This is a genomic window from Streptomyces sp. CNB091 (genome assembly GCF_000377965.1).
The window spans coordinates 132,634-158,799 of sequence record NZ_KB898997.1 but is presented as its reverse complement, the minus strand read 5'-3'; the positions used below and the strand labels follow the sequence as shown (position 1 = coordinate 158,799).

Genomic DNA, 26,166 nt, shown 5'->3' with positions numbered 1-26,166 from the left:
GCTAGTTTTCGCACTTCCAGCCGAACAACACGAGCCACCTGACTTCACACATAAGGGTGGTGATGTCTGGATTCTCCTGAGGTGACGGGGGTGGGTGTGCTGGTGAAGTTGGCCGCGTCTATGGTTAGGCGGCCCTAACCAAGAACCCGTGCCCACGCACGTACGCGGACCATCTGGAGCAAGCGATGTCCCTTCGACCCCGCGGTACCGCCGCAGTCGCCCTGGCCGTGGCGGCCGCCCTCTCCCTGTCGGCCTGCGGGGGCGGTGACGGCGGGGACGCGGCGAAGACCGACGCGGACGGCGGCAAGAAGGCCGCCGTCGCCACCGGCGGCAAGGACTTCGCGGACGCGGCGAAGAAGACCGCGGCGTACGGCACCGACGCCGAGGCCGGCGAGTTCCCCCGTACGGTCACCCACGCCATGGGCAAGACCGAGATCAAGGCCGCGCCCCGGCGTGTGGTCGTGCTGGACGTCGGCGAGTTCGACAACGTCGTGTCCCTGGGCCTGAAGCCGGTCGGCTACGCGCCCAGCGAGGGCGACGCGGCCATCCCCTCCTACCTGGAGAAGGGCGCGGGCGAGCCGAAGAGCGTCGGCACGATCAACAGCCTCAACCTCGAAGCCATCGCGGGCCTCAAGCCCGACCTGATCCTCGGCAGCCAGCTCCGCGCCGCGGACAAGTACGACGAGCTGTCCAAGATCGCCCCCACCGTGTTCTCCATCCGCCCGGGCTTCACCTGGAAGGAGAACTACCTCCTCAACGCCCAGGCCCTGGACCGCACGGAGCAGGCCGAGTCGGCGCTCGCCGCGTACGAGGACGAGGCGAAGAAGCTCGGCGAGGACATCGGCCCCGACAAGCCGACCGTCTCGATGGTCCGCTATCTGCCCGACCGTCTCCGCCTCTACGCCAAGGCCTCGTTCATCGGCACGATCCTCGAAGACGTCGGCCTGCCGCGTCCGAAGAACCAGCAGATCAACGACCTCGCCGCCGAGATCAGCCCGGAGAGGATCGACGAGGCGGACGCCGACTGGATCTTCACCGGCGTCTACGGCGACCCGAAGGCCACCCAGCGCGACACCGCCCGGTCCAACCCGCTGTGGAAGAACCTGAAGGCCGTCAAGGAGGGCCGGGCCAAGGACGTCTCCGACGAGACCTGGTACCTGGGCCTCGGCGTCACCTCGGCCGGCCTGGTCCTCGACGACCTCCGCGCGGACCTGGTGAAGTAGCCGGCCGCTAACCGACGTGGTACGTGCCCCGGGCCGACGCCGTACGTGCCCCAGCGTCGACGCCGTACGTGCTCCGGCGTCGACGCGGTATGTGCCCGGCCCGGACGCGGTTCGTGCCCCCAGCGCCGATGCCGTGAAGTAACGATTCGTGTCCGGCCGCCGGTCCTGGCGTACAGGTCCGGCGGCCAGGGGCGACGGACCACCCCGGACAGGTAGCCTTTCCCCCGTGCCCCGTCTGTCTGAAGTCATCGCCGCCCTCGACGCCCTCTGGCCCCCCGAGCGGGCCGAGGGATGGGACGCGGTCGGGACGGTCTGCGGCGATCCGGACACGGAGATCGACCGCGTGCTGTTCGCCGTCGACCCGGTCCGCGAGATCGCCGACGAGGCCCTGGAGCTCGGCGCCCAGCTGATCGTCACCCACCACCCGCTCTATCTGCGCGGGACGACGACGGTCGCCGCCGACACCTTCAAGGGCCGGGTCGTCCACACCCTCATCAAGCACGACATCGCGCTCCACGTCGCGCACACCAACGCCGACACCGCCGACCCCGGCGTCTCCGACGCCCTCGCCGGCGCCCTGGACCTGCGGATCACCGGTCCCCTGGTCCCCGACCCCACCGACCCCGAGGGCCGGCGCGGACTGGGCCGGATCTGCGAACTGGACCACCCCGAGACCCTGGCCGCCTTCGCCGCCCGGGCCGCCGCCCGGCTCCCCGCCACCGCGCAGGGCATCCGGCTGGCCGGCGACCCCGAGGCGCTCGTGCGCACCGTCGCCGTCAGCGGCGGCTCCGGCGACAGCCTCTTCGACGCCGTCCGCGCCGCGGGCGTCGACGCCTTCCTCACCGCCGACCTGCGCCACCACCCGGCCTCCGAAGCCGTGCGGCACTCGCCGCTCGGCCTCGTCGACGCCGCGCACTGGGCCACCGAGTGGCCCTGGTGCGAGCAGGCGGCCGCCCAGCTCGACGCGCTTTCCGACCGCCACGGATGGGACCTGCGGGTCCATGTCTCGAAGCAGGTCACCGACCCCTGGACCACCCACCATTCCTCTGGAGCCCCCAACTGAACGCCGCGCCCGCCGACCAGATCCGACTTCTCGACGTCCAGGCCCTCGACCTCCGTCTCGCCCAGCTCTCCCACAAGCGCACCTCGCTGCCGGAGCACGCCGAGATCGAGCAGCTCGGCAGCGACCTCGCCCAGCTGCGTGACCTGCTGGTCGCCTCCACCACAGAGGAGAGCGACACCACCCGCGAGCAGACCAAGGCCGAGCAGGACGTCGACCAGGTGCGCCAGCGCGCCGTCCGCGACCAGCAGCGCCTGGACTCCGGCGCGGTCTCCTCGCCCAAGGACCTGGAGAGCCTCCAGCGCGAGCTCGTCTCGCTCGCCAAGCGCCAGGGAGACCTGGAGGACGTCGTCCTGGAGATCATGGAGCGCCGTGAGGGCGCCCAGGAGCGGGTCGCCGAGCTGACCGAGCGGGTCGCCGCCGTCCAGGCCAAGGTCGACGACGCCACCGCCCGCCGCGACGCCGCCACCGCCGAGCTGGACGCCGAGGCCGCCACGGTGACCAAGGACCGCCAGGTCGTCGCCGAGGTCATCCCCGCCGACCTGCTGAAGCTGTACGACAAGCTCCGCGCCCAGCAGGGCGGGGTCGGCGCCGCCCGGCTCTACCAGCGCCGCTGCGAGGGCTGCCGGCTTGAGCTGAACATGGCCGAGGTCGGTGACGTGCGCGCCGCGTCCCCCGACACCGTCCTGCGCTGCGAGAACTGCCACCGCATCCTGGTCCGCACCTCGGAGTCGGGCCTGTAATGAGCGCCGCGCGCCAGGTGGTGGTCGAGGCCGACGGCGGCTCCCGGGGCAACCCTGGGCCCGCCGGTTACGGCGCGGTCGTCATCGACCCGGCCACCGGCGAACCCCTCGCCGAGGCCGCCGAGTACATCGGCGTCGCGACGAACAACGTCGCCGAGTACCGGGGCCTGATCGCCGGTCTGACGGCCGCGAAGGCACTGTTCCCGGACGCGGGGGACGCGCTGCGCGTCCACGTCCGGATGGACTCCAAGCTGGTCGTCGAGCAGATGTCGGGGCGCTGGAAGATCAAGCACCCCGACATGAAGCCGCTGGCGGCCCGCGCCGCCGCGGTCCTGCCGCCGTCCTCGGTGACGTACGAGTGGATCCCGCGCGCGCAGAACAAGCACGCGGACCGGCTCGCCAACGAGGCGATGGACGCGGGCCGCGACGGCAGGCAGTGGGAGGCGTCCGCCTCGACGGCCGCCCTCGACACCCCGGCGCGCTCCACCGTGAGCACCCCGCCGCCCGCCCAGGGCCCGCCCGGCGACCAGGTCGCGGGCGCGGCCAGGGCCCGCGCGGCCCTCGCCGCCGCACGGGGCGCGGCCACCCCGGCGGCCGACACGCTCTTCCCGGTGCCGGAGCCCGGGGTGCCGGACACCACGGCCCCCGCTGCACCGGCCTCCTCCGCACCGGCCCCCGCTGCACCGGCCTCCTCCGCACCGGCCCCCGGGCAGCCGACGACCGGAGCCTTGCAGCAGCAGCAGCCGGCCGGCGCACCGCAGACCGGCTGGGGATCGGCCCCCGACCTGGGCGCACCCGCCACGCTCGTCCTGCTCCGGCACGGCGAGACCGCCCTCACGCCCGAGAAGCGGTTCTCCGGCAGCGGCGGCACCGACCCCGAACTCTCCGCCACCGGCCGTGACCAGGCCGCCCGGGCCGCCGAGTACTTCGCCGCCCTGGGCACCGTCCAGGAGATCGTCAGCTCCCCGCTGCGCCGCTGCCGCGAGACCGCCGCGGCCGTCGCCGACCGCCTCGGCCTCGACGTCCGGATCGACGAGGACCTGCGCGAGACGGACTTCGGCGCGTGGGAGGGCCTGACCTTCGGGGAGGTACGGGAGCGGTACGGGGACGACCTCACCGCCTGGCTGGCCTCTCCGGACACCGCCCCGACCGGCGGCGGCGAGAGCTTCGCGGAGGTCGCCGGGCGGGTCGCGGCCGCCCGGGACCGGATCGTCGCCCGGTACGCGGGCCGCACGGTCCTGCTCGTCACCCATGTGACTCCGATCAAGACGCTCGTCCGGCTCGCCCTGGGAGCCCCGCCCGAGGCGCTGTTCAGGATGGAGCTGTCGGCGGCCTCGATCTCCACGGTCGCCTACTACGGGGACGGCAACGCCTCCGTACGCCTGCTCAACGACACGTCCCACCTGCGCTGACAGCGGGCCGCGCATGGACTGGCCGACCGGGCTGCTCGGGTTCGCCGCCGGACTGCTGATCTCCGTGGCCACCGCGCCGGTCGGCGTCTCCGGCGCGGTGTTCCTGCTGCCGGTCCAGATCAGCGTGCTCGGGGTGCCCAGCCCGGCGGTCACCCCCACCAACCTGCTCTACAACGTGGTGGCGGGCCCCGGGGCCCTGCTGCGGCACCACAGGGCCGGCACCCTGCGGGGGCCGCTGACCCGGCTGCTCGTCCTCGGCACCGTTCCCGGCGTCGTCGTCGGCGCGGTGGTCCGGGTGTTCGCGGTGCCGGGCCCGTCGGTGTTCCGGCTGCTCATCGCCGTCCTGCTGCTGCCGCTGGGCGGCTGGCTCTGCCTGCGGACCCTGCGCCGCGCCTCCCGCACGGCCGCCGGTCGGGAGCCCTCGGCCCGCGCCGTCACCCGGCTCGCCATGGCGGTCGGGGTGGCCGGAGGGATCTACGGGATCGGCGGCGGATCGCTCCTCGGCCCGATCCTCGTGGGGCGCGGCATGCCGGTGGCGAAGGTCGCCCCGGCCGCGCTCGCCGCCACCTTCGTGACCTCGGCCGTCGGCGCGGGGACGTACGCGCTGCTGTCCCTGACCACCACCGGCGACATCGCACCGTACTGGTCCCTCGGCCTGGCCTGCGGACTCGGCGGACTGTGCGGGGGCTACCTCGGCGCCCGCCTCCAGCCCCGCCTCCCGGAGACGGCGCTGCGGCTGCTGCTGGGGGCGCTGGCACTCGGCGTCGGGGGGCTCTACGCCGTGCAGCTCCTGCGCTGAGGGGCCTTACGCCCGTGCAACTCCCGCTCTCAGGGGTCTCACGCCGTGGAGCTCCTGCCCCGAGGGGTCTCACGCCGTGGAGCTCCCGCCCTGAGGGGTCTCACGCAGTGCAGCTCCCGCCCTGAGGGGTCTCCTCGGGGCCGCAGGATTACGCGCCGAGCGCCGCCGCCTCGGCCGCCAGCCGGGCCACCCGGTCCCAGTCCTTCGCCGCCACCGCGTCGCCCGGCACCATCCAGCTGCCGCCCACGCAGCCGACGTTGGGCAGCGCGAGGTACGACGGCGCGGAGGCGAGCGAGATGCCGCCGGTCGGGCAGAACCGGGCCTGGGGGAGCGGCGCGGACAGAGCCTTGAGGTAAGCCGTGCCGCCCGCCGCCTCGGCCGGGAAGAACTTCATCTCCCGCACCCCGCGCTCCAGCAGGGCCACCACCTCGGAGGTGGTCGAGACGCCCGGCAGGAACGGCACCCCGGACGCCTTCATCGCCTCCAGCAGCGCGTCCGTCCACCCCGGGCTGACCAGGAACCGGGCCCCGGCGTCGACGGTGTCTTGTACCTGCTCCGGCGAGATCACCGTGCCCGCCCCGACCACCGCGCCCGGGACCTCGGCGGCCATGGCCCGGATCGACTCCAGCGCGGCGGGTGTCCGCAGCGTCACCTCGATCGCCGGGAGCCCACCCGCCACCAGAGCCCGCGCCAACGGCACCGCGTCGGCCGCGTCGTGCAGGACGACGACGGGGACGACGGGCGCGAGATCCAGCACGGAGGCGTCGGACGGAGCGGAGGGCGCGGCAGAGGAGGTCATGGGGGTCATCCTGCCGCGCCCAAGGCGATATCTGCAACGAGCGTTGCGCAGGACGCAACAACAGTCCAGCGGGGAGCGCCACTGAGCCGCCCGCGAGGGCACGAGGGCATCCCCTCGGTGCCGGTCAGTGGATGTCCGTCACCACCACGTCCAGCGACCACGGCCGCCCGGCCCGCGCGGGGGCCTCGGCCTCCACCACGTACCCGAGGTCCCGCAACACCTCCACCAACTGCGCCGGGCCCTTCGGCCGCGCACCCGCCACCAGCAGATCGCGCACCAGCCGGCCCTTGGTGGCCTTGTTGAAGTGGCTCACCACGGACCGCTTCTCCACCCCGCCCACCAGTTGGGAGTGCAGCACCCGCACGCTCGCCGTACGCGACGCCACCTCACCCGCCGGCTTCCACGCCGCCGCGTACGCCGAGGACCGCAGGTCCAGGACGAGCCCGTTCCCGGCGGCCTCGGGCAGCACGGTCTCCATCGGGGTACGCCAGTACGCGCCGAGCGCGCCGAGACCGGGCAGCTTCACCCCCATCGAGCAGCGGTACGGCGGAATCCGGTCGCCGATCCGGACCGCGCCCCACAGCCCCGAGAAGACCAGCAGCGACTTCGCCGCCCGCCGCCGCGCGTCCGCCTCCAGCGAGGCCAGATCGAGGGCGTCGTACAGCACGCCGGTGTACAGCTCCCCGGCCGGACGGGTCCCGGCGGTGCGCAGCCCGGTGTTCTTGCCGACCTCGCCCCGCAGCCCCACGCTCAGCCCCAGCACCTCACGGGCCTTCTCCTCGTCCGCCTGACACAGCTCGACCAGCTCGTCCAGCACCGCGGCACGGGCCGGGGCGAGCCCCGGCAGCGACAGCGACTCCGGCTTCAGCGAAGCCCCGCGCCCCGAGGCGGCCTTTCCTTCGGAGGGCGGCAACAGCACGAGCACGGCGGTTCTCCTTCGTACGTACGGCGCAAGCGCGGACCCGGTCGGCGTGCGGGCTCTCCGGGTCCTCGGCAAGGGTACGGGGACGGGGCGCCGCCTCCCGTACGGCGACGGCCGCGCCTCCCGTACGGCGACGGCCGCGCCTCCCGTACGGCGACGGCGCCACCCCCCGTACGGCGACGGCCGCGCCTCCCGTACGGCGACGGCGCCACCCCCCGTACGGCGACGGCCGCGCCCGCTGTGCGCGCGGGCCGGCGAGCGCCCCGGATGCCGCCCGCCCCCGCCCGGCCTACGCTCGGGCCATGCCCCGCCGCCACCTGCGTATGACCGGTGCAGCCGACTGCTCGCTCGGGGCCGCCCTGCGGGCGCTGCGCACCGAGCTCGACCGGCCCGGCGTCGAGGACGGTGCTGTTCGCTCCGGCGTGAGGGCAGTCTGTGCCGCTCGCTCCGGCGTGAGCGGGCAGGACACTGCCTGGTCCTTCGCGTCCTTCGCGCCCGTGAGCGCCGCGACCGCCGCCCGTGGGTCGTCGGCGTGGAAGCGGAGCGTCCGGGCGGTCCCGCGCCGGCCGAGCGGCCGCACGAACTCCACCGGCTCCGTCAGCTCCACCGTCACCGTCGTCTGGCTCCCCACCGCCAGATCGAGCGTCCCGTCCGCGTCCACCCGGACCAGACCCCCGTCCGGGAAGCGCCGGTCCACCCGGGCGGCGGCGATCACGGCGGCGGGCGCCCGCAGGTCGAACAGGGCGCCGTAGCGCAGCCGAAGCGAACCGTCGGCCTCCACGAGATGCGGCCGGGTCACACAGGCCGCCTGAAGGGCGACGATGATGACGATCCCGTACACGTCCACCACGAGCAGGATCGCGTGGACGAGCGGCCAGGGGATCACCAGGGCCAGCACCACGGTCTCCACGACGGAGACGAAGACGAACGTCCACATGATCCCGGTCTGCGGTCCGGTGTACGAGAACGGCCGGGCCCCCGCCGGAATCCGGTGGCGTCGGCGCAGGACCCACAGCCCGAGACTGTGCAGCGCCCGGAGTTCGTGCACCACCAGCCGCCGCACGGCCACCGGCACCACGGCCCGCACCGCGGACAGCCCGGCCTCCCGCCGGGTGTCCCCGGCCCGCCGCCGCGCCGTGTACAGCGGCCACATCACGTACGCCTCCAGCGCCAGGACGCCCACCACCAGCGCCTCGGCCACCAGCAGCACGGCACCGGGCATCCGGACCCCGGCCGCCAGGCAGACCGCCAGCGCGACCTCCCCGGGCAGCACCGCCCACATCGCGAGCCGCGCCACCCGCAGGCCCACCGTCCTCCCGGTACTCACGTGTTCCTCCCCCGTACCCGCTCGGCCAGCGCCTCCATCACCCGGCGCACCACCGCGCGCTGCGCGGGCGGGTAGTCGTCGAGCAGCACCCGCCCCATCCCCGTCGTCGACGGCTCGCCTTCGGGGATCACCGCCAGGACCTCGTCCGGTACGGCGGCGACCAGCTCGGCGGCCAGCGGCGCGATGCGCGGGTCGTCCACCCCAGCCCCGGCCAGCTCGTCGAGCCGCTCGTACAGTGCGAGAACGCCCGGGTCCTCGGCCAGCGGACGCAGCGCGGCGTACACCTCGGCCCCCGCGCCGGCCCCCGCCGCGTCCAGCAACGACAGATGCTCGCGGTCCTTCGCCGCGGCCGGGGACGCGGTGGCGGGCGCGTGCTCCAACAGCGCGGCGAGGGCGGGGGGGAGCGGCCCGTCCGAGGTGAGGGGCGCCTCCAGGAGCGCGGCCAGCACCTGCCGCCGCCCGTGGATCTCCCGCTCCTGCCGCGCCAGATCGGCGTCCAGCTCCCCGAGCACCTCGGCCAGCTCCCGCCCCGCGTCGTCGGCGAGCACGTCCCGCACCTCGTCCAGGGAGAGCCCGATCTCCGTCAGCCGCCTGATCCTGGCCAGCAGCACGGCATCGCGGACGGTGTACGCCCGATAGCCGTTGCCCTGCCGGGCGGGCTCGGGCAGGAGGCCGATGTGGTGGTAGTGCCGGACGGCCCGGGAAGTGACTCCCACGAGCGCGGCGATCTCTCCGATACGCATGCGGCCAGTAGAAACGTTGACGCCGCGACAAGGTCAAGCACCGCTTTCCTTCGCCCGCTTCCGTCCACGCCGTGACGGCCTGTGCCACGATCGGGGGAAGAACTCCGATCTCATGGACGGCTGGTCCCCCCGATGCCCCAGTCTGGCGAGCGACCGAGGAAGGAGCGTGACATGACTGCCATGGCGCACGAGCCGCTCACGCAGGCAGAAGTCCTTCTGGAGGGCTTCCTGGCCCTGGACACGCCGGAAGGTTTCCGGGCGGAACTGATCGAGGGGGAGATTGTCGTGACGCCGCCGCCGGACGGGGACCACGAGGACTACCTCGGCCTGATCGTCGACCAAGTGGCAAGGCGCGCCCGAACGCGCATGCAGTTCTCCGGAAACAAGGGGCTGAGACTTCGCAGCGGTGGTGGCTGTCCCAAGAACCACGCCATCCCCGACGGCACCTTCGCCCCTCTGGAACTCCGCCTTTTCCGCGGCGCCGAATCCTGGATGCCCCCTGAGGGCGTAGCCCTGGTGGTCGAGGTGACCTCCACCAAGCCGCAGGCCGACCGCGAGGCCAAGCGCCGCTGCTACGCCCGTGGCGGCATCCCGCTCTACCTGCTCATCGACCGGGACGACAGTTCGGTGACGCTGTTCAGCGATCCGGAGAACGACGACTACCGCCAGCTCCTCACCATCCCGTACGGGAAGCCGCTGCCGCTGCCCGAGCCCTTCGCCTTCGACCTGGAGACCGGCGACTTCGGCTGAGGGAGACCGACCGGGCCCTCGGTCCGCAGGGCCCGGTAGGATGGCGATCACGGCAGACGAGCCGGGCGGACGGCCGCGTGAGGATCCTTCGGGGTTCTCCCGAGGAACGTCCGGGCTCCACAGGGCAGGGTGGTGGCTAACGGCCACCCGGGGTGACCCGCGGGACAGTGCCACAGAAAACAGACCGCCCGGGACCTCGGTCCCGGGTAAGGGTGAAACGGTGGTGTAAGAGACCACCAGCGCCTGAGGTGACTCAGGCGGCTAGGTAAACCCCACCCGGAGCAAGGTCAAGAGGGGCCGCCCCAGAAATGGGACGGCTCTGCGTGAACGTTCGAGGGCTGCTCGCCCGAGTTCACGGGTAGACCGCACGAGGCCGGCAGCAATGCCGGCCCTAGATGGATGGCCGCCTCCCCGGCCGCCGCGAGGCGACCGGGAGACAGAACCCGGCGTACAGCCCGACTCGTCTGCCGTCTCACCCGCCCCGGGCCACCGCGCGCCCCACCCCCACCCCCACCCCCACCCCCACCCCCACCCCCACCACGCTCACGTCGGCGACGCGTTGTTCCGTCCCGCGTTATTCCACCTGCGCGGAAGGCTCCCGGCGTGTTCTGATCACCGGTGATCGGGGGTCGGCCGAAACCGGCGGGCGCCGAGTCGACGGAAACGGGGAACAGGGCGATGAGCGTTGCGGAAAGCACCGGAGCCGGGCGGCCGGACCAGCAGGGCGTACGCCTGCGTCCGGCCACGCCGAACGACGCGGAAGCCGTCACCCGGGTCTTTCTCGCCTCCCGGGCCGCCGCCATGCCGTATCTGCCCCGGGTCCACAGCGACGAGGACACCCTGGCGTGGATCACCCATGTCGTGCTGCCCACCAGCACCGCGGTGTGGGTGGCCGAGGGGGCGGAGGAGGGCGGGGAGCTGCTCGGGTTCGCCGTGCTCGCCGGGGGCGAGGAGCTCGATCATCTCTATCTGCGGCCCGACGCGCTGCGGCGGGGGATCGGCAGCCGGCTGCTGGCGGAGGTGCGCGGCGCGGCGGAGGGGGCCCTGAAGCTGTACGTGTTCCAGCGCAACGCCGCCGCCCGCGCCTTCTACGAGCGGCACGGGTTCACCGCCGTCGCGTTCGACGACGGTGCCCGCAACGAGGAGAACGAGCCGGACGTGCTCTACCGCTGGGCCCCCGGGGACCGCTGAGCTCCCGGGGCCGCAGGGCCGCCGGGAACCGCTGAGCCCCGGGGACCGCTGAGCCCGCGGGCGGCGGGTCAGATGACCGGCGGCCGGCCCAGCCGTGTCATCTGCCACACCGTGGACCAGCGCATCGGGCGCCGCTCGCCGCACGGGGTGCGGACGCCCTCGGCGAAGCCGCCCGCCCAGGCGCGCAGGCCCTTCGGGTCGCGGGTGCGGGCGAGGGTGAGCAGGGTCCAGGTGCCGAGATAGGCGGGGACCAGGGGGAGGGGCAGGTTGCGGCGGGCCAGCCAGACGCGGTTGCGGGCCGTCATCCGGTAGTAGACCGCGTGGCGGGCCGGGGACGTCTTCGGGTGCTGGAGCAGCAGTTCGGGCTCGTACAGCACCTTCCAGCCCGCGTCGAGCGCACGCCAGGCGAGGTCGGTCTCCTCATGGGTGAAGAAGAACTCGGCGGGCCACGGCCCGGTCTGCTCCAGCATCTTCATGGAGAACGCGTGGCCGCCCCCGAGGAAGGCCGTGACCGGGCCGCCGCGCATCGGGTCGCCCGCCCGGAGCCGGGGCACGTGGCGCCGCTGGGTCTCGCCGTGCTCGTCGGCGATCCGGAAGCCGACGATGCCGAGCCGGTCGTCGGCCGCGAAGAGGTCCCGCACCCGGCGGAAGACGTCCTTCTCGACCAGCAGCCCGTCGTCGTCCAGCTCGATCACCACGTCCACGTCGCCGATCTCGGCGAGCCTGCGCAGACCGGCGTTCCGGCCGCCCGGGCAGCCGAGGTTCTCCGGCAGCTCGATCGTGGTCACCCCGCCGTCGAGGTCCTCCAGGCCGGGGAAGGCGGTGAAGTCCGGGAGCGCCGTCCCGTTGCCGATGATCACGAGCCGGGTGGGCCGGACGTCCTGCATGGCGACCGACGCCAGCAGCGCCTCGACCGCCTGCGGGCGGTCCCCCATGGTCACGATGGATACGCCGATGCGTGGTGCGGACAAGTTCGGTACTCCTGGGCTCGGCTGCCGTGCGGCTGCTGGTCGGCTGCGGTGCCCGCGATCGTAACGCCTCGGTGTTCAGTGTGCGGTTACCGCCCGGCCATCCATGGGCCCGTCGGTGTTCAGCAGGGCTTACGCGATCAGCCGCTCGGGCTCGGGCATGTCCGTATTCTCCCGCTGTCGACGCTGTTCCGCCCCCGGGGGCCGGTGTCGGCTCCCCGGGGGCGGGCCGGTGCGGTCCCTGGGCGCGGTCCCGCTCCGCTCACCCCTCCGCCGCCGCCGTCCGGTTCCTTTCGGTCAGGAAGTACCCGGCGAGCAGGGCGCCGGCCAGGACCAGTACGGAGTTGACGAGGATGGCGATGGAGACGCCGGACAGTACGGCCTCCGGGCCCGTCGCGGCTCCCGTCCGGGCGGTGACGATGGCGCTCATCACCGGGATGCCGAGGGTGATGCCGACCTGCTGGGTCATCGTCGCCAGCCCGGTGGCCCGGCCCTGCTCCTCGTCGGGAAGGCCGGAGGTGGCCGTGACCATGAACCCGACGATCATCAGCATGTTGCCCACACCGCCGACGAAGGTGGCCGCCAGCAGGAGCCAGATCCAGGAACCGGACGTGCCGAGCGCGACGAGCGAGAGCGTGGCGACGGCCTGGACGGCCCCGCCCAGCACGATGGCGCGCCGGTTGCCGAACCGGCCCACCGCCCGTCCGCCGAGCATCCCGCCGACGACCGTGCCGACGCCCAGCACGCCGAACGTGAGGCCGGTGGCCAGCGCGGAGTAACCGAGGACCTCCTGGAGGTAGAGGGTGAGCAGGAACACCAGCGAGGTCTCGGTGACGAAGGCGATCAGCCCGGCGGCGTTGCCCCAGACGACGCTCCGCCGCTTCAGGATGTGCGTCGGGACGAGCGGTGCGGCGGCCCGCCGCTCGATGCGGACGAACGCGATCAGGAGGGCGACGCCGGCGGCCAGGGAGGCCAGCGTGGTGGGGGTGGTCCAGCCGGTCTCACCGGCCTGGGTGAGCCCGAGGACGAGCAGCAGCAGCCCGCCGGTGACGGTGACCGCGCCGGGCACGTCCAGCCGGGGTCGCCGCTCCGGCCGGGAGTCGGTGATCACGGAGGGCGCCAGGATCACGACCAGGGCCGCGACCGGTACGTTGATGAAGAAGGCCCAGCGCCAGGAGAGCAGATCGGTCAGGAGGCCGCCGAGGATCGCTCCGGCGGTGAACCCGGCAGACATCAGGGCGCCGTTGAGCCCCAGCGCCCGTTCGCGGAGCGGCCCCTCCTTGAACGCGGTGGTCAGCAGCGCGAGTCCGGCGGGCGTGACGGCCGCGGTGGCCAGGCCCTGGAGCACGCGGGCGGCGAGGAGGACCTCGGGCGAGGTGGCGAGGCCACCGAGCGCGGAGGAGAGCCCGAGGACGACCATGCCGCCGATGAACAGGTTCTTGCGGCCGACGAGGTCGGCGACGCGTCCGAAGAGCAGGGTGAATCCGGCGGCGGCGAGCGCGAACGACGTGGCGATCCACTGGAGGTGGGCGAGGGAGAAGCCGAGCCCCTCCCCGACGACGGGCAGCGCCACGTTCAGGATCGAGAAGTCCACCGCGATCATGAACTGGGAGCCGAGCAGCAGAGCCAGTACGAGCCGCTGGCGTCTCGTCATGCGTGGGCCGACGGCGCGTGGGGCGATCGTCGGTCCGGTGGGTGCGGGAGGGGGTGCGGGTGTGGGTGCGGTGCGGGACATGGCAGGGCGCCTTCCTGGGCGGCGAATCATTAACGGTCCTGTGGTTCCGTTAAGGTGGGTGTCACCGTAACAGGGGAGGCGTTGTTAATGGAACTGGAGACCCGTTATGACTTCTGAAAGCGCTGAAGACTCTGAAAGCGCTGAGGACTCCGGCAGCTCCGGCAGCTCTGGCAGCTCCGGGAGTCCTGGAGCCTCCGGAGGCGTCGACGTCGACGGGGGGGAGCCCGGCACCGTGCGTCCCGGCGGCCGCACCGCCCGGGTGCGGGACGCGGTGCTGCGTGCCGCCGGGGACGCGCTGGTCGAGCACGGCTTCGACGGGCTCGACCTGGCCGATGTCGCCCGGCGGGCCGGGGTCGGCAAGACGACCGTCTACCGGCGCTGGTCCGCGCCCGCCGGGCTGGTGGCCGATCTGCTCTCGGACATGGCGGAGCAGTCGCTGCCGCGCGCGGACACCGGGTCGCTGGCCGAGGACCTCCGGGCCAACGCCCGGCTCGTGGTCCGGGCGCTGACCGATTCCCGGCAGGGCGCTCTCTTCGCGGCCGTCATCGCCGCCGCCACCTGCGATCCGCGGACCGCCGAGGCCCTGCACCGCTTCTACGCGGTGCGGATCGGGGAGTGGTCCGGCTCTGTCGAGGCGGCGGTCGACCGCGGCGAACTGCCCGCCGGTACGGACCCGGGCGAGGTGATCGCCGCGGTGTCGGCGCCCCTGTACTACCGGCTGCTGGCCAGCGGCGCCCCGCTGGACGAGGCGGCCGCCGACCGGGCCGCCGCCGCCGCGGTCGCCGCCGCGCGGGAAGGGGTCTACGTGCGGTGAGGGGCCCAGGCGGCGACCGGCTTCGTGGTGCCCCACGGCGCGTCGTTAAAGTGCAGGAATGATATTCGGTAAAGCCGGGTTCGGGGGAGCCGTCGCCGACTTCGAGGCGGCGGTGACCGCCCAGGACGCCAAGCGCTCCGGTAAGGCGTTCGTCCGGTTGCAGGAGACCTTCGGGCAGGCCAGGGAGGCGGAGCTGCTGGACGGCGGGCCGCGGCTCGCCGCTGTGCTGGAGCAGGTGCCGCCCGGCCCCCGTGCCGTCGTCGCCGTGCTCGTCGGGGCCTGTGTCGAGCGCGGCGCGGACGCCGAGCGCTGCGCGCCGGGAGTCCTGGCCGGGCTGCGACGGGCGCTGGAGCAGGCTCTGGTGTTCTGCGAAGCGTGGATCGGGACCGGGGGCGGCGCGTTCCCCGTTCCGGACGGAGGCGAGCCGGGCCCCGCCGTGGTGGAGCGGGCCGGCGCCGACGCGGCCGCCGGCTGGTGGACCCTTCCGCAGTGGGAGATGGCCGCCGTCGCGCTGCTGAACCACCCGGGTGTGCGGCGGGCGGCCGGCTTCCGGGGCGAGGCACTGCGGCTGCTCGGTGCGGTGGAGCGGGCCTCCGGCACGGAGTTGAAGTCCCTCGCCTACGCGCTCCTCGTGCTGGACGACGAACCGCTCGTCGCCCTCCACCGGCCGAGCGGCACCGGCTACCTCCTGCGGCTCTCCGGCATCGGGGACAACTTCCAGCTGCACACCCTGCTCGCCGACGCGCTCATAGGCGGCGGCCATGTGGAGGGCCACGCGCCGTCGGCGCAGGAGTCGGCCGTCTGCCGGGAGACGCCCGGCCAGGTGGACACCGTGGGCTCCTTCGACCTGGTGGCCCCGGACGGCGCACTCATCTGGAACGAGGGCGCCCCCGCCGACATCCCCGTCGTCGACGGCGTCCGGCTGCTGGTCCTGGACGAGCCGTCCTACCGGCGGACCTGGCCCGCGGGCCGCTTCTTCCCCGGCATGCGCGGCGACGCCCTGCTGGAGCGCGCGCTGGACCCGGAGGAGACGGAGCGCTGGTACGCCCACGTCTCCCCGGCCAAGGAGACCGCCAGCTGAACACCGCCCGCCTGAAGGAAACAAGCACCGGCTGAACCGCCGCCTGTTCGCCGTGTCCCGGAAGGGCGGTTCAGCCGATCCGGGTGCCCGTTCCGCTGACCCGGACCCTGGCGTCCCCCGCGCGCAGTTCGACGGTGAGTGTGCCGGGCCGGCCCATGTCGGCCCCCTGGTGCAGCGTCAGCACGGCCGCGTCCGGTACCAGCTCCAGCTCCCGTGCGTACGCGCCGAAGGCCGCCGCCGCCGCGCCCGTCGCCGGATCCTCGACGACCCCGCCCACCGGGAACGGGTCCCGGACGTGGAAGACCTCAGGCCCCTCGCGCCACACCAGTTGCAGCGTGGTCAGGTCGAGCCGGTGCATCAGCGCTTCGAGGCGCGCGAAGTCGTACTCCAGGTCGGCCAGCCGCTCCCGGGTGGCGGCGGCCAGCACCAGGTGCCGGGCCCCCGCGTAGGCGATCCGGGGCGGCAGGGCCGGGTCGAGGTCGTCGGCCGCCCAGCCCAGGGCGGTCAGTGCCTCCGTCAGGTCGGCCGCCGCGGTCTCCTCGACGTGTGGGGCCACGCTGGTGAGGGTGGCGCGGAGTTCGCCGCCCTCCCGTACCACGGTCACCGGCACCGGACCCGCGGCCGTGGCGAACTCCAGCTCGCCCGGCCCGTCCCGTTCGGCCAGGGCGAGCGCCGTGGCGACCGTGGCGTGACCGCAGAAGGGCACCTCGGCCTTCGGGCTGAAGTAGCGGATCGTGTACGCGCCTTCGCCGGTCCGCTCCGTCAGGAACGCCGACTCGCTGTAGCCCAGCTCCGCCGCGACGGCGAGCATCGCCTCCTCGTCCATCCCGGAGGCGTCCAGGACGACGCCGGCGGGATTCCCGCCCGCGGGGTCGGCGGAGAAAGCGGTGTAGCGCAGGACTTCGGGCGCACGATCAGGTGTCATGCAGGGGTCCAACCGCGCCGCCGCTCCCGGCATTCCCCGCCCGGTGCAGCGGTGCAGCGGTGCGGCGGTGCGGCGGTGCAGCGGTATGGCGTGCGGGAGGGCCGGTCGCGGCCCCCGTTCCGCGACCGGCCCTCCCGGGGCGGGGTCAGTGGCAGTTCTTGACGCCCTTGTTCGCCTTGGTGGACTTCTTCCAGGAGCAGGAGTCCTGGAGCTTCCCGTTCGGCTTGATCAGCCGCGCCTTGTCACCGGTGTTGTTCCAGACGTACGAGCCCCGGTTCCAGTGCACGGTGCCCGAGACGTTCTTGCCCTTGCCGGTGCGGAGCTTGACCGTCTTGCCCGCACCGATCGTGTAGCTGCCGAAGGTGTAGGTGTAGCCGGTGTTGTCCTTCACCTTGAAGCCCTTGAGCTGGACCTTCTTCTTGCCGTTGTTGTGGATGTTCACCCACTCGGCGTTCAGCGACTTCGTGGTCCGGTTGTCCTTGCCGGGGCCGTCGTACTGCACGGTCCCGAAGTGCAGCCCGCCCTGGTGGGGGGCGGCCGCGGCCGGTGCCGCCGTGGCGAGGAGCGAGCCGGCCAGTGCGGTGGCGGCGGCCAGGGCGATCGGCGCGGCGGTGCGTATGCGCATGCGGTGTTCCTTCTGTGGTGTTCCGGTGAAGGCGTAACAGCATGCGATCATACGGTCAGTACGCGCTTGCTCGGTCGGGTGCGGAGAAATCCGCAAATTCGGCCATTTAATGGCTAGTTCGAGCGAACCTGATCACATCCGGGCGCAACCTCGATCTCAACCGCGACCGACGTACGGCATGTTCGTCGCCAGGACCGTGGCGAACTGGACGTTCGCCTCCAGCGGCAGCTCCGCCATGTGCGCCACCGTCCGCGCCACGTCGGACGCCGCCATCACCGGCTCCGCCGCCAGCGCCCCGTTGGCCTGGAGGATCCCGGTCGACATCCGCTCGGTCATCTCCGTCGCCGCGTTGCCGATGTCGATCTGCCCGCAGGCGATCCGGTAGGCACGGCCGTCCAGCGACAGCGACTTCGTCAGTCCCGTCATCGCGTGCTTGGTCGCGGTGTACGCGATCGAGTGCGGGCGCGGCGCGTGGGCGGAGATCGAACCGTTGTTGATGATCCGGCCGCCCTGCGGGTCCTGGTCCTTCATCAGCCGGTACGCCGCCTGAGCGCACAGGAACGCGCCCGTCAGGTTCACGTCGACGACCGCCCGCCAGTCCTCGACGGCCAGGTCCTCCAGCGGTACGCCGCCGGGGCCGAACGTGCCCGCGTTGTTGAACAGGAGGTCCAGTCGGCCGAACCGCTCCCGTACGGCGGTGAAGAGCGCGCCGACCTCGTCGGCGTCGATCACGTCCGTGGTGACGCACAGTGCCTCGGTGTCCCCGGCGGCGGCCGCCGTCTCCGCCAGCGGCTCGGCCCGCCGGCCGGCGAGCGCGAGCGCCCAGCCCGCGCTCGCGAGGGCGAGCGCGACGGCCCGCCCGATCCCTGATCCCGCACCCGTGACGACGGCGACTTTCCGGCCGGTCTGCTCAGTGTTCATGGCCCGGCAGCGTACGGGACGGGTCGGTGCACGGGGCACGCGGTGCTCATCGACCCGCCATGCGGATGTTGTGCACGCGACAACGGTGCGTCGTCGCGTGCGGCTGCCATGAATCCCGACAGCATCCGGGCTGAGGAGGGGCATATGACAGCCGCACAGACCATCATGACGCCCGATCAGAACACACGGGCGACCGAACTCCGCGCCGCCGCACGGCTGCTCGAACCGGGCGTGGGACGCAGACGCTTCCTGACCGGAACCGGCGCCGCCGCCGCGCTCGCCTTCGCCGTGAACCTGCCCGCCGCCGGCACGGCCAGCGCCGCCGAAGTCGACGCCCGCCGGATCACCGAGGACCCGTTCACCCTCGGCGTCGCCTCCGGCGACCCGCAGCCCGCTTCCGTCCTCATCTGGACCCGGCTCGCGCCCCGCCCCTACGAGCCGGGCGGCGGACTGCCGCGCGGCCGGGTCGAGGTGCGCTGGGAGGTGGCCCGCGACGAGGGCTTCCGCCGTGTCGAGCGGCGCGGCTCGGCCACCGCCCACCCCGAGTTCGCCCACAGCGTCCGCGCCGATGTCCAGGGCCTCGCCTCCGGCCGGGTCTACTACTACCGCTTCCGCACCGGCAGCTGGACCAGCCCGGTGGGCCGCACCCGGACCGCCCCGGCCCCCGGAGCCCGCAACAGCTCCCTGGCCCTGGCCGCCGTCTCCTGCCAGGCCTACCACGACGGCTACTTCACCGCCTACCGCCACCTCGCCGCCGAGGACGTCGACGTCGTCTTCCACCTCGGCGACTACCTCTACGAGTACGCCGTCACCGCCACCGGCGGAGCCCGCGCCTACACCGACCGCAGGCTCCCCGCGCACTACAACCGCGAGACGGTCACCCTGGAGGACTACCGGCTGCGCTACGCCCTCTACAAGTCCGACCCGGACCTGCGCGCCGCCCACGCCGCCCACCCCTTCGTCGTCACCTGGGACGACCACGAGACCGAGAACAACTACGCGGGCGGCACCCCCGAGAACGACGTGCCTCCCGAGGAGTTCCTGCTGCGCCGGGCCGCCGCGTACCGCGCGTACTGGGAGAACCAGCCGCTGCGCACCCCGCAGCGCCCCACCGGACCCGACATGCGGCTCTACCGCCGCCTGACGTTCGGGCGGCTCGCCCAGTTCGACATCCTCGACACCCGCCAGTACCGCAGCGACCAGGCGTACGGCGACGGGTGGCGCACCCCGGGACCCGAGTCGGAGGACCCCGCGCGCACCATGACCGGGGCCGCCCAGGAACGCTGGCTGACCGACGGCTGGCGGGCCTCGAACGCCACCTGGAACGTCGTCCCGCAGCAGGTCACCTTCGCCCAGCGGCGCGATGTGCCCACCGACGCCTTCAAGCTCTCCATGGACTCCTGGGACGGCTACCCGGCCTCCCGGCAGCGGGTGCTGGCCGGGGCCGAGGTCGCCGGGGTGGACAACCTCATGGTCCTCACCGGCGACGTCCACGTCTCCTACGCCTTCGACCTGAAGAAGGACTTCGACGACCCCGCCTCGCGGACCGTCGGCACGGAGATCGTCACCACGTCCGTCAGCAGCGGCAAGGACGGCGCGGACCGGCCCGCCAACTGGGAGAACCAGACCCGCGCCAACCCGCACCTCAAGCACTACAACGGGCGGCGCGGCTACGCGCTCGTCACCCTCGGAACGAAGGAGGCCCGCGCCGACTTCCGTACGGTGGCGGCCGTCACGACCCCCGGCGCGCCCCTCACCACAGCGGCCTCCTTCGTCACCGAGGCCGGGAACCCGGGGCTCACCCCCGCGTAGGGCGTGTCCGGCGGATCTTGACCGGGTCCGCGACGCCTGGCACGGCACCTCGCGGCGTTGCCGAAACGTCCGAATCGCTCCGCGATGAGGACGTTCCAGCGCCTTGCGATGCACCGCACCAGACGCCGCGGCCTATCCGGCCCTGATCCGCCGGACACGCCCTAACGCCACACGCCCGCACCGGAAGCCTCACGCACGCTCCGGGCTCAGCGGTCCGCCGGGTAGCGGACGCCGATACGGTCCCGTACCGCGTCGAGCGTCCGCATCACCGCCAGCGAACCCTCCAGCGGGACGAGCGGGGACTCGGTCTCGCCCACCCGCACCGCCCGCGCCACCTCGACGGCCTCGTACTGCATGCCCGAGAGCCCCTCGGGTCCCGGACCCGAGGTGATCGTCTCCGGCTCCGCGCCCGCCCGCCGCAGGACGAAGTGGTCCGGGTGGAAGAAGTCGCGCGGGAGATCGATCCGCCCGGCCGTGCCGATGACGGTGGCCGCCGTCGGATGGTGGCCGACGATCGAGCAGGACAGCAGCGCGGTCGCACCGGAGTCCCAGCCGAGCAGCATCCCCGTGTTCAGGTCGACGCCCTCCGGGGACAGCAGCGCGTCGGCCCGGACCCGGTCCGGCTCGCCCAGCAGCAGGTGGGCGAAGGAGACCGGGTAGACACCGAGATCCAGCAGCGCCCCGCCGCCCAGGTCCGGATCGCGCAGCCGGTGCCCGGGAGCGAAGTCGCCCGCGAAGCCGAAATCGGCCTGTACGGTACGGATCTCGCCGATCGCCCCGTCCCGGACCAGCTCGGTGAGCCGGCGGACCACCGGGTTGAGATAGGTCCACATGGCCTCCATCAGGAAGAGGCCGCGCTCCCGGGCCAGCGCCACCAGCTCCTTGGCCTCCCGGCTGTTGAGCGTGAACGCCTTCTCGCACAGCACATGCTTTCCGGCCCGCAGCGCGAGCGAGGCCGCCGCGTGGTGCGCCGAGTGCGGCGTCGCCACGTACACCACGTCCACCTCGTCGTCGGCGACCAGCTCCGCCCAGCTGCCGTAGGCCCGCCCGATCCCGTGCCGTTCGGCGAACTCCCGCGCCGAGGTCTCCGTGCGCGAGGCCACCGCCACCACCTCGGCGTCGGGGAGCCCCTGCACGTCCGCCGTGAACCTCGCGGCTATGCCGCCCGTCGCCAGCACACCCCAACGCACCGTCCCACCCATGCACGCCACCCCAGCCCGCCCGAAAAAGGTATCGACCACTCCGGCCGAGCTGAGAGCATAGATGCGTATTCAACGATGTGGAGAAGAGAATGCCGGACAGCGGCGGCAGCCGGGCCCAGCGAGCGCACATACCCACCACCGGGACCGGGGCCCGGGCCGACGACCGGCAGATCCCGCACGGCGACGCGGGGGCTCTCGCCGTCGACCCCGCCGCCCCGCAGGTCACCGCCCCGGCCGGCCTGCCCGGCCCGGCGGCGAAGACCGCCCGGCGCACCGGCCTCCTGGTCACCATGGTCCTCGGCGGACTCACCGCGCTGCCGCCGCTGTCGATGGACATGTATCTCCCCGCGCTCCCCGCCGTCACCGACTCCCTGAGCGCCCCCGCCGCCACCATCCAGCTCACCCTGACCGCGTGCCTGGCCGGAATGGCGCTCGGCCAGCTCGTCGTCGGCCCCATGAGCGACCGCTGGGGCCGCCGGAAGCCGCTGCTCCTCGGCATGGTCGTCTACGTCCTCGCCACCGCCATCTGCGCCCTGGCCCCCACCGCCGAACTCCTCATCGGCTTCCGCCTCCTCCAGGGGCTCGCGGGCGCGGCCGGCATCGTCATCGCCCGGGCCGTGGTGCGCGACCTCTACGACGGCGTGGAGATGGCCCGGTTCTTCTCCACCCTGATGCTGATCTCCGGCGTTGCCCCGGTCATCGCCCCGGTGATCGGCGGCCAGGTCCTGCGGATCACCGACTGGCGGGGCATCTTCGTCGTGCTGACCGTCGTCGGCATCGTGCTCACCCTGGTCGTCTGGAAGTGGCTGCACGAGACGCTGCCGCCCGCCGACCGCCACACCGGCGGGGTCGCCGAAGCCCTGCGCACCATGCGCGGGCTCCTCGCCGACCGGGTCTTCACCGGCTACATGGTCGCGGGCGGGCTCGCCTTCGCCGTCCTGTTCGCGTACATCGCCGCCTCCCCGTTCGTCGTGCAGGAGATCTACGGGGCCTCGCCCCAGACCTTCAGCCTGCTCTTCGGGATCAACTCGATCGGCCTGATCACCGTCGGGCAGATCAACGGCAAACTGCTCGTGGGCCGGGTCAGCCTCGACAAGGTGCTCGGCTTCGGCCTCGCGGTGATCGTGCTGGCCGCCGTCGCGCTGCTGCTCATGACGTCCGGCGTCTTCGGCGAGGTCGGCCTCGTGCCGGTCGCTGCCGGGCTCTTCGTGCTGATGTCGGCGATGGGCCTCGCGATGCCGAACACCAACGCCCAGGCCCTGATGCGCACCAAGCACGCGGCGGGTTCCGCCTCGGCGCTGCTCGGCACGTCCTCGTTCCTCATCGGCGCCGTCGCCTCCCCGCTGGTCGGGATCGCCGGCGAGGACACGGCCGTCCCGATGGCCGTGGTCCAGGTCGTGTGCGCGGTGGCGGCGGTGGCCTGCTTCCTGCTCCTGTGCCGCCCCTGGCAGCGAGCGGGCCGCGAGGCCGGCGGTCTCTGAACCACCGCGGCCCGCCGTGGGCCCGACGCCTTCCGGGAGCCCAGCCCCCGCCGCGGGCTCAGCCGGTCCGCGGGTAGCCGATCAGATGCGTACGGTCCTGCCGGTCGGTCCAGCGGAACACCCCGACCCCGGTCGTCTCCGTCCCCGGCAGCCGCGCGTTGCGCGACAGCCGCTCGGTGCTCCAGGTGGCGAAGTCCATCGCGACCGGGAGCCCGCCGCCCGACAGCGCCTCCGAGGCGTCGCGCGCGTTCTCGGCCCCGTACGCGATGCCGTCGTCCGTCACCGTGGCCAGGGTCAGATGGGCGGCGCCGCCCTCGTCCTCGAAGCAGCGGCCCTGCTTCGCCTCCAGATCGAAGGCCAGGTTCCCGGCGATCAGGTAATCGCCCGAGGGGGAGAGGACCGCCTGCGGGAAACGCCCCGGCTTTATGGCGGGCTTGTGGCACTCCACCGAGGTGAGGACCTCACCGGTCGCCGCGTCGTGCACCGCCCACAGCTCGTGGGTCGCCGCCCGCTTGGTCTTCTTCGCGGGCGCCCACTTCGCCAGCACCTGGTCCGGGGTCGTCGACGTCACCACACCGCTGCCCCGGTCGGCGCCCTTGGGCGCGACGTTCCGGCTGAACCAGCCGCCGCGCACCCAGAACTCCCGTGCTCCGCCCAGCAGCAGGCCCTCGGCGGTCTGCCCGTGCACCTCGGTGAGCTGCTTACAGGCCGGGCAGCCCTTGGGGTACTTCAACTTGTCCGCGCCCAGCTCGGACACCTCACCCGTGACCGGGTCCACCAGGGTGCTGTTCGCCTTCGCGTCGCTGATCACGATGGACGGCCCGGTCGTGTCGACGTCCGGGGCGCCGGACCACGGCACCTCGACGCGCTGCCGGTTCCCGTTCGTCACGTCGTACAGATCGAGCGCGATGAAGGTGTTCGACGGTGACAGCCCGTCGCCGACCTTCCCGTAGGACCAGGTCACGAAGAACTGCCGGTCGCCCTTGGCGACCGTGGCGAGCCTCGGATAGTGGAGCGGGTCCGGCTGCCGCCAGGCCTTGCCGCGCCAGCCCAGCTCGCCGGTGGCCGTGTCGACCGTACGCAGCCGGTAGCGGTTGTCCTTCGACCGCTGCAGATAGGCCAGCAGGCCCGTCGCGTGGGAGACGGCCACGTCGGGGGAGGAGCCGATGATCTCCCAGCCCCGGTCCGTCGTGTACTGCGGCGGAACGGTCAGCCGGGTCACCGGCCCGGCTGCCGGCACCACCGGTTTCGCCGTCCCGGTGGCCGCGCCGTTCTTCCGGTCGTCCTCGTCGGGTCTGCCGCCGCAGGTGGCCAGCAGCAGGAGCAGGGCGAGAAAGACCACCCCACCGACGAGCGTCAACCGCACGATCTTCTGCCTCATGGCTCCCCTGCTGGACCATCTTGACCTGGTGCCGTCCACGCGCGGGCCAGCGTAGCAACAGGCCCACGGCGGTGTGGAGTTCGCCGGATTCCCGCTCCGTACCGGTTACGTGAAGTCTTGGTGCGGGCCCGTCGCGGTCCCGTGCCGCCCGCGCACACATCTCTCCGTACCCCTCCGGGCCCCGGCGAAGCGGAATGGGTCCGCCGGGCCGCCTCCGCCTACAATTCGGCGGTGAACGTCACCCTCCCCACCGCACAGTCCCTGCGCGCGGCGCTGGCCGGACTGCTCGACGGACTGCCGCCCAAGCAGGCCGCGCAGGCCGTCGACCGGCTGATCGCCAGCTACCGGGGGGAGACCCCGACGGACGCCCCGATCCTGCGGGACCGCTCCGACGTCGCCGCGTACGCCGCGTACCGGATGCCCGCCACCTACGAAGCCGTACGCTCCGCCCTCGACGCCCTGGCCGGGGCCGCCCCCGACTGGACGCCCGCCACCCACACCGACGTCGGGGGCGGCACGGGCGCGGCGAGCTGGGCGGTGGCCGGGGTCTGGGCGGGCCCGGCCACGACCGTCCTGGACTGGGCCGAACCGGCCCTCGCACTCGGCCGCGAACTCGCCGAGGCGTCCGGGGTCCCGGGGCTCCGCGACGCGCGCTGGGAGAAGGCGCGGATCGGAGCGGCGCTGGAGCTGGCCCCGGTGGACCTGGTGACCGTCAGCTATGTGCTCAAGGAGCTGACCGCCGGGGCCAGGACCGAACTGGTCGACGCGGCGGCGGCGGCCGGACAGGCGGTGGTGATCGTGGAGCCCGGCACCCCCGACGGCTACGCCCGGATCATCGAGGCCCGCGACCGGCTGATCGCCGCCGGGATGGGCGTCGCGGCCCCCTGCCCGCACAGCGACGCCTGCCCGATCGTCCCCGGGGCCGACTGGTGCCACTTCTCGGCCCGGGTCAGCCGCTCCTCGCTGCACCGGCAGGTCAAGGGCGGCTCGCTGAGCCACGAGGACGAGAAGTTCAGTTACGTGGTCGCCACCCGCTTCCCCACCGCCCCGGCGCCCGCCCGGGTCACCCGCAGGCCGCAGATCCGCAAGGGCCAGGTGCTGCTGGAGCTGTGCACCCGCGACGACGGCCTGGCCCGCTCCACGGTCACCAAGCGCCACGGCGAGCTGTACCGGGCGGCCAGGGACGTCGCCTGGGGCGATCCCTGGCCGCCGGAGAGCGCGGAGTGAGCGCACGGAGTGACGGTCAGCGGCTGATCAGGCCCGCAGCTCCTGCGTGCAGCACTTCACGCTGCCGCCGCCCTTGAGCAGCTCTCCCAGGTCCATCGGGACCGGCTCGAAACCCCGGTCCCGCAGCGGGTCCAGGAGCCCTGTCGCCCCCTGCGGCAGCAGGACGTGGCACCCGTCGCTGACCGAGTTGAGGCCGAACGCCGCCGCGTCCGCCTCCCGGGCGAGCAGCGCGTCCGGGAACAGCCGGCGCAGCACCGCCCGGCTGCCGGGGGAGAACGCGTCCGGGTAGTACATGATCTCGTCGGCCGCCGCGTCCAGCACACACAGCGCGGTGTCCAGGTGGTAGTAGCGCGGATCCACCAGGTCGAGCCCGATGACCGGCAGCCCGAAGAACTCCTGGGCCTCCATGTGCGAGAGCGGACTGGACCGGAAGCCGCGCCCGGCCAGCAGGTAGGACGCGGTGACGGCGAAGTCCCCCTCGCCCTCGTTGACGTGCTCCGGCTCATGGACCTCGGTGAAGCCGTGCTCCCGGAACCAGTCCCGGTGGGCTCCGGCCTCCGCGTACCGCTCCCGGTAGGCGAACAGCGCGCCGAGCACCCGGCCGCCGATCACCGTGGCGCCGTTGGCGGCGAAGACCATGTCGGGGAGGTCGGGACGGGGGGCGATCAGCTCGACGGTGTGGCCGAGGGCGCGGTAGCGGTCGCGCAGGTCCTCCCACTGGGTCCGGGCCAGCGGCAGGTCGACGGGTTTGGACGGGTCCATCCACGGGTTGATGGAGTAGGTGACCCGGAAGTGCGCCGGGGCGCACATCAGGTAGCGACGAGGGGTGGCGTCACGGTTCAACTCTGGCTCCTCGCGAACGGCGGCCGGGGCCGCGGAACGGTGGGATGCGCACGGTCTGTGCGTGAGCCCATGGTGCGCCGTGCGCGCCGGATTTCGCAGTCGATCGAACGGGTGGTTCACCGGGCCCCCGATCGCGGCGGCCGCCCGATCGCTCCGTGCCGCCTCGGATGTCCTGCGCCGCC

The 26,166-nt window shown here is 73.2% G+C and carries 24 protein-coding genes and 1 other RNA gene; 13 read left to right on the top strand and 12 right to left on the bottom strand.

Annotated elements, in window-relative coordinates; translation table 11 throughout:
- Nucleotides 1-185 precede the first annotated feature (185 nt).
- The 5 genes from D581_RS0115920 to D581_RS0115900 all read left to right on the top strand — a co-directional run bounded on the left by D581_RS0115920 (nucleotide 186) and on the right by D581_RS0115900 (nucleotide 5,237).
- Entirely contained in the window at nucleotides 186-1,223 is a 1,038-nt protein-coding gene (locus D581_RS0115920; RefSeq protein ID WP_018958217.1) for an iron-siderophore ABC transporter substrate-binding protein, read from the top strand.
- 226 nt (nucleotides 1,224-1,449) lie between these two features.
- Nucleotides 1,450-2,286 carry a Nif3-like dinuclear metal center hexameric protein gene (locus D581_RS0115915; protein ID WP_018958216.1) on the top strand — a complete coding sequence of 279 codons (837 nt, stop codon included), beginning with the start codon at nucleotides 1,450-1,452 and terminating at the stop codon, nucleotides 2,284-2,286.
- Nucleotides 2,283-3,026, top strand: a complete 744-nt coding sequence (locus D581_RS0115910; protein ID WP_199787804.1) for a zinc ribbon domain-containing protein — start codon at nucleotides 2,283-2,285, stop codon at nucleotides 3,024-3,026. Before D581_RS0115915 ends, D581_RS0115910 begins: the two co-directional genes overlap by 4 nt.
- Nucleotides 3,026-4,438 carry a bifunctional RNase H/acid phosphatase gene (locus tag D581_RS0115905; protein ID WP_018958214.1) on the top strand — a complete coding sequence of 471 codons (1,413 nt, stop codon included), beginning with the start codon at nucleotides 3,026-3,028 and terminating at the stop codon, nucleotides 4,436-4,438. The genes D581_RS0115910 and D581_RS0115905 overlap by 1 nt, the downstream gene beginning before the upstream one ends.
- A gap of 13 nt (nucleotides 4,439-4,451) precedes the next feature.
- Nucleotides 4,452-5,237 (top strand): TSUP family transporter, encoded by a 786-nt coding sequence (locus D581_RS0115900; protein WP_018958213.1) that lies wholly within the window; start codon nucleotides 4,452-4,454, stop codon nucleotides 5,235-5,237.
- A 148-nt stretch (nucleotides 5,238-5,385) separates the two neighbouring features.
- Here D581_RS0115900 and eda read toward each other — a convergent pair whose 3' ends face one another.
- The 4 genes from eda to D581_RS0115880 form a co-directional block, all read right to left on the bottom strand.
- Nucleotides 5,386-6,036 (bottom strand): bifunctional 4-hydroxy-2-oxoglutarate aldolase/2-dehydro-3-deoxy-phosphogluconate aldolase, encoded by a 651-nt coding sequence (gene eda, locus D581_RS0115895; RefSeq protein WP_018958212.1) that lies wholly within the window; start codon nucleotides 6,034-6,036, stop codon nucleotides 5,386-5,388.
- Nucleotides 6,037-6,160: 124 nt separating this feature from the next.
- A complete protein-coding gene (gene yaaA / locus D581_RS0115890; RefSeq protein ID WP_018958211.1) occupies nucleotides 6,161-6,961 on the bottom strand; it encodes a peroxide stress protein YaaA in 801 nt (266 codons plus the stop codon).
- Between the two features lie 286 nt (nucleotides 6,962-7,247).
- A complete protein-coding gene (locus D581_RS01000000137285) occupies nucleotides 7,248-8,240 on the bottom strand; it encodes a hypothetical protein (protein ID WP_051114591.1) in 993 nt (330 codons plus the stop codon).
- Nucleotides 8,241-8,281: 41 nt separating this feature from the next.
- A complete protein-coding gene (locus tag D581_RS0115880; RefSeq protein WP_018958209.1) occupies nucleotides 8,282-9,028 on the bottom strand; it encodes a MerR family transcriptional regulator in 747 nt (248 codons plus the stop codon).
- 180 nt (nucleotides 9,029-9,208) lie between these two features.
- Here D581_RS0115880 and D581_RS0115875 point away from each other — a divergent pair, with 180 nt between their 5' ends.
- The 3 genes from D581_RS0115875 to D581_RS0115870 all read left to right on the top strand — a co-directional run bounded on the left by D581_RS0115875 (nucleotide 9,209) and on the right by D581_RS0115870 (nucleotide 10,969).
- A complete protein-coding gene (locus D581_RS0115875; RefSeq protein WP_018958208.1) occupies nucleotides 9,209-9,778 on the top strand; it encodes a Uma2 family endonuclease in 570 nt (189 codons plus the stop codon).
- Nucleotides 9,779-9,835: 57 nt separating this feature from the next.
- Nucleotides 9,836-10,245: RNase P RNA component class A (gene rnpB / locus D581_RS1000000138985), an RNA gene on the top strand.
- A gap of 211 nt (nucleotides 10,246-10,456) precedes the next feature.
- Nucleotides 10,457-10,969, top strand: coding sequence for a GNAT family N-acetyltransferase (locus tag D581_RS0115870; RefSeq protein ID WP_018958207.1), 513 nt, complete (start codon nucleotides 10,457-10,459; stop codon nucleotides 10,967-10,969).
- A 68-nt stretch (nucleotides 10,970-11,037) separates the two neighbouring features.
- Here the strand turns inward: D581_RS0115870 and D581_RS0115865 are convergent, their stop codons facing one another.
- Nucleotides 11,038-11,940: a glycosyltransferase family 2 protein gene (locus D581_RS0115865; RefSeq protein WP_018958206.1), complete on the bottom strand. Its 903-nt coding sequence runs from the start codon at nucleotides 11,938-11,940 to the stop codon at nucleotides 11,038-11,040.
- A gap of 259 nt (nucleotides 11,941-12,199) precedes the next feature.
- Complete coding sequence (locus D581_RS0115860) at nucleotides 12,200-13,591, bottom strand: MFS transporter (RefSeq protein ID WP_018958205.1); 1,392 nt, start codon at nucleotides 13,589-13,591, stop codon at nucleotides 12,200-12,202.
- A 313-nt stretch (nucleotides 13,592-13,904) separates the two neighbouring features.
- Here D581_RS0115860 and D581_RS0115855 point away from each other — a divergent pair, with 313 nt between their 5' ends.
- Together D581_RS0115855 and D581_RS0115850 are read left to right on the top strand one after the other, a co-directional pair.
- The gene (locus tag D581_RS0115855) at nucleotides 13,905-14,486 is read left to right on the top strand and encodes a TetR/AcrR family transcriptional regulator (RefSeq protein WP_018958204.1); all 582 of its coding nucleotides are present in this window, start codon (nucleotides 13,905-13,907) and stop codon (nucleotides 14,484-14,486) included.
- A gap of 58 nt (nucleotides 14,487-14,544) precedes the next feature.
- Nucleotides 14,545-15,567 (top strand): hypothetical protein, encoded by a 1,023-nt coding sequence (locus D581_RS0115850; protein ID WP_018958203.1) that lies wholly within the window; start codon nucleotides 14,545-14,547, stop codon nucleotides 15,565-15,567.
- Between the two features lie 70 nt (nucleotides 15,568-15,637).
- On the opposite strand, the gene D581_RS0115845 is transcribed toward D581_RS0115850, so the two are convergent.
- The 3 genes from D581_RS0115845 to D581_RS0115835 form a co-directional block, all read right to left on the bottom strand.
- Nucleotides 15,638-16,492: a PhzF family phenazine biosynthesis isomerase gene (locus D581_RS0115845; RefSeq protein ID WP_018958202.1), complete on the bottom strand. Its 855-nt coding sequence runs from the start codon at nucleotides 16,490-16,492 to the stop codon at nucleotides 15,638-15,640.
- A gap of 145 nt (nucleotides 16,493-16,637) precedes the next feature.
- Nucleotides 16,638-17,117, bottom strand: a complete 480-nt coding sequence (locus tag D581_RS0115840) for a lamin tail domain-containing protein (RefSeq protein WP_018958201.1) — start codon at nucleotides 17,115-17,117, stop codon at nucleotides 16,638-16,640.
- A gap of 156 nt (nucleotides 17,118-17,273) precedes the next feature.
- The gene (locus D581_RS0115835; RefSeq protein ID WP_018958200.1) at nucleotides 17,274-18,038 is read right to left on the bottom strand and encodes an SDR family oxidoreductase; all 765 of its coding nucleotides are present in this window, start codon (nucleotides 18,036-18,038) and stop codon (nucleotides 17,274-17,276) included.
- Between the two features lie 144 nt (nucleotides 18,039-18,182).
- Here D581_RS0115835 and D581_RS0115830 point away from each other — a divergent pair, with 144 nt between their 5' ends.
- A complete protein-coding gene (locus D581_RS0115830) occupies nucleotides 18,183-19,850 on the top strand; it encodes an alkaline phosphatase D family protein (protein WP_018958199.1) in 1,668 nt (555 codons plus the stop codon).
- A gap of 206 nt (nucleotides 19,851-20,056) precedes the next feature.
- Here the strand turns inward: D581_RS0115830 and D581_RS0115825 are convergent, their stop codons facing one another.
- Complete coding sequence (locus D581_RS0115825; protein ID WP_026290555.1) at nucleotides 20,057-21,052, bottom strand: Gfo/Idh/MocA family protein; 996 nt, start codon at nucleotides 21,050-21,052, stop codon at nucleotides 20,057-20,059.
- Nucleotides 21,053-21,141: 89 nt separating this feature from the next.
- Here D581_RS0115825 and D581_RS0115820 point away from each other — a divergent pair, with 89 nt between their 5' ends.
- Nucleotides 21,142-22,533 (top strand): multidrug effflux MFS transporter, encoded by a 1,392-nt coding sequence (locus D581_RS0115820; protein WP_018958197.1) that lies wholly within the window; start codon nucleotides 21,142-21,144, stop codon nucleotides 22,531-22,533.
- A gap of 58 nt (nucleotides 22,534-22,591) precedes the next feature.
- Here D581_RS0115820 and D581_RS0115815 read toward each other — a convergent pair whose 3' ends face one another.
- Nucleotides 22,592-23,914 (bottom strand): hypothetical protein, encoded by a 1,323-nt coding sequence (locus D581_RS0115815; RefSeq protein ID WP_018958196.1) that lies wholly within the window; start codon nucleotides 23,912-23,914, stop codon nucleotides 22,592-22,594.
- A 231-nt stretch (nucleotides 23,915-24,145) separates the two neighbouring features.
- On the opposite strand from D581_RS0115815, the gene D581_RS0115810 reads away from it, so the two are divergent.
- Nucleotides 24,146-25,141 (top strand): small ribosomal subunit Rsm22 family protein, encoded by a 996-nt coding sequence (locus D581_RS0115810; protein WP_026290554.1) that lies wholly within the window; start codon nucleotides 24,146-24,148, stop codon nucleotides 25,139-25,141.
- Nucleotides 25,142-25,168: 27 nt separating this feature from the next.
- Here the strand turns inward: D581_RS0115810 and ddaH are convergent, their stop codons facing one another.
- Complete coding sequence (gene ddaH, locus D581_RS0115805) at nucleotides 25,169-26,083, bottom strand: dimethylargininase (protein WP_469220307.1); 915 nt, start codon at nucleotides 26,081-26,083, stop codon at nucleotides 25,169-25,171.
- Nucleotides 26,084-26,166: the final 83 nt, after the last annotated feature.

Coding starts and splice junctions, on each gene's coding strand:
- D581_RS0115920 (WP_018958217.1), top strand. CDS start 186: ATGTCCCTTCGACCCCGCGGTACCGCCGCAGTCGCCCTGGCCGTGGCG.
- D581_RS0115905 (WP_018958214.1), top strand. CDS start 3,026: ATGAGCGCCGCGCGCCAGGTGGTGGTCGAGGCCGACGGCGGCTCCCGG.
- D581_RS0115900 (WP_018958213.1), top strand. CDS start 4,452: ATGGACTGGCCGACCGGGCTGCTCGGGTTCGCCGCCGGACTGCTGATC.
- eda (WP_018958212.1), bottom strand. CDS start 6,036: ATGACCTCCTCTGCCGCGCCCTCCGCTCCGTCCGACGCCTCCGTGCTG.
- D581_RS01000000137285 (WP_051114591.1), bottom strand. CDS start 8,240: ATGTGGGCGGTGCTGCCCGGGGAGGTCGCGCTGGCGGTCTGCCTGGCG.
- D581_RS0115880 (WP_018958209.1), bottom strand. CDS start 9,028: ATGCGTATCGGAGAGATCGCCGCGCTCGTGGGAGTCACTTCCCGGGCC.
- D581_RS0115875 (WP_018958208.1), top strand. CDS start 9,209: ATGGCGCACGAGCCGCTCACGCAGGCAGAAGTCCTTCTGGAGGGCTTC.
- D581_RS0115870 (WP_018958207.1), top strand. CDS start 10,457: ATGAGCGTTGCGGAAAGCACCGGAGCCGGGCGGCCGGACCAGCAGGGC.
- D581_RS0115860 (WP_018958205.1), bottom strand. CDS start 13,591: ATGACGAGACGCCAGCGGCTCGTACTGGCTCTGCTGCTCGGCTCCCAG.
- D581_RS0115850 (WP_018958203.1), top strand. CDS start 14,545: ATGATATTCGGTAAAGCCGGGTTCGGGGGAGCCGTCGCCGACTTCGAG.
- D581_RS0115845 (WP_018958202.1), bottom strand. CDS start 16,492: ATGACACCTGATCGTGCGCCCGAAGTCCTGCGCTACACCGCTTTCTCC.
- D581_RS0115840 (WP_018958201.1), bottom strand. CDS start 17,117: ATGCGCATACGCACCGCCGCGCCGATCGCCCTGGCCGCCGCCACCGCA.
- D581_RS0115835 (WP_018958200.1), bottom strand. CDS start 18,038: ATGAACACTGAGCAGACCGGCCGGAAAGTCGCCGTCGTCACGGGTGCG.
- D581_RS0115830 (WP_018958199.1), top strand. CDS start 18,183: ATGACAGCCGCACAGACCATCATGACGCCCGATCAGAACACACGGGCG.
- D581_RS0115825 (WP_026290555.1), bottom strand. CDS start 21,052: ATGGGTGGGACGGTGCGTTGGGGTGTGCTGGCGACGGGCGGCATAGCC.
- D581_RS0115820 (WP_018958197.1), top strand. CDS start 21,142: ATGCCGGACAGCGGCGGCAGCCGGGCCCAGCGAGCGCACATACCCACC.
- D581_RS0115815 (WP_018958196.1), bottom strand. CDS start 23,914: ATGAGGCAGAAGATCGTGCGGTTGACGCTCGTCGGTGGGGTGGTCTTT.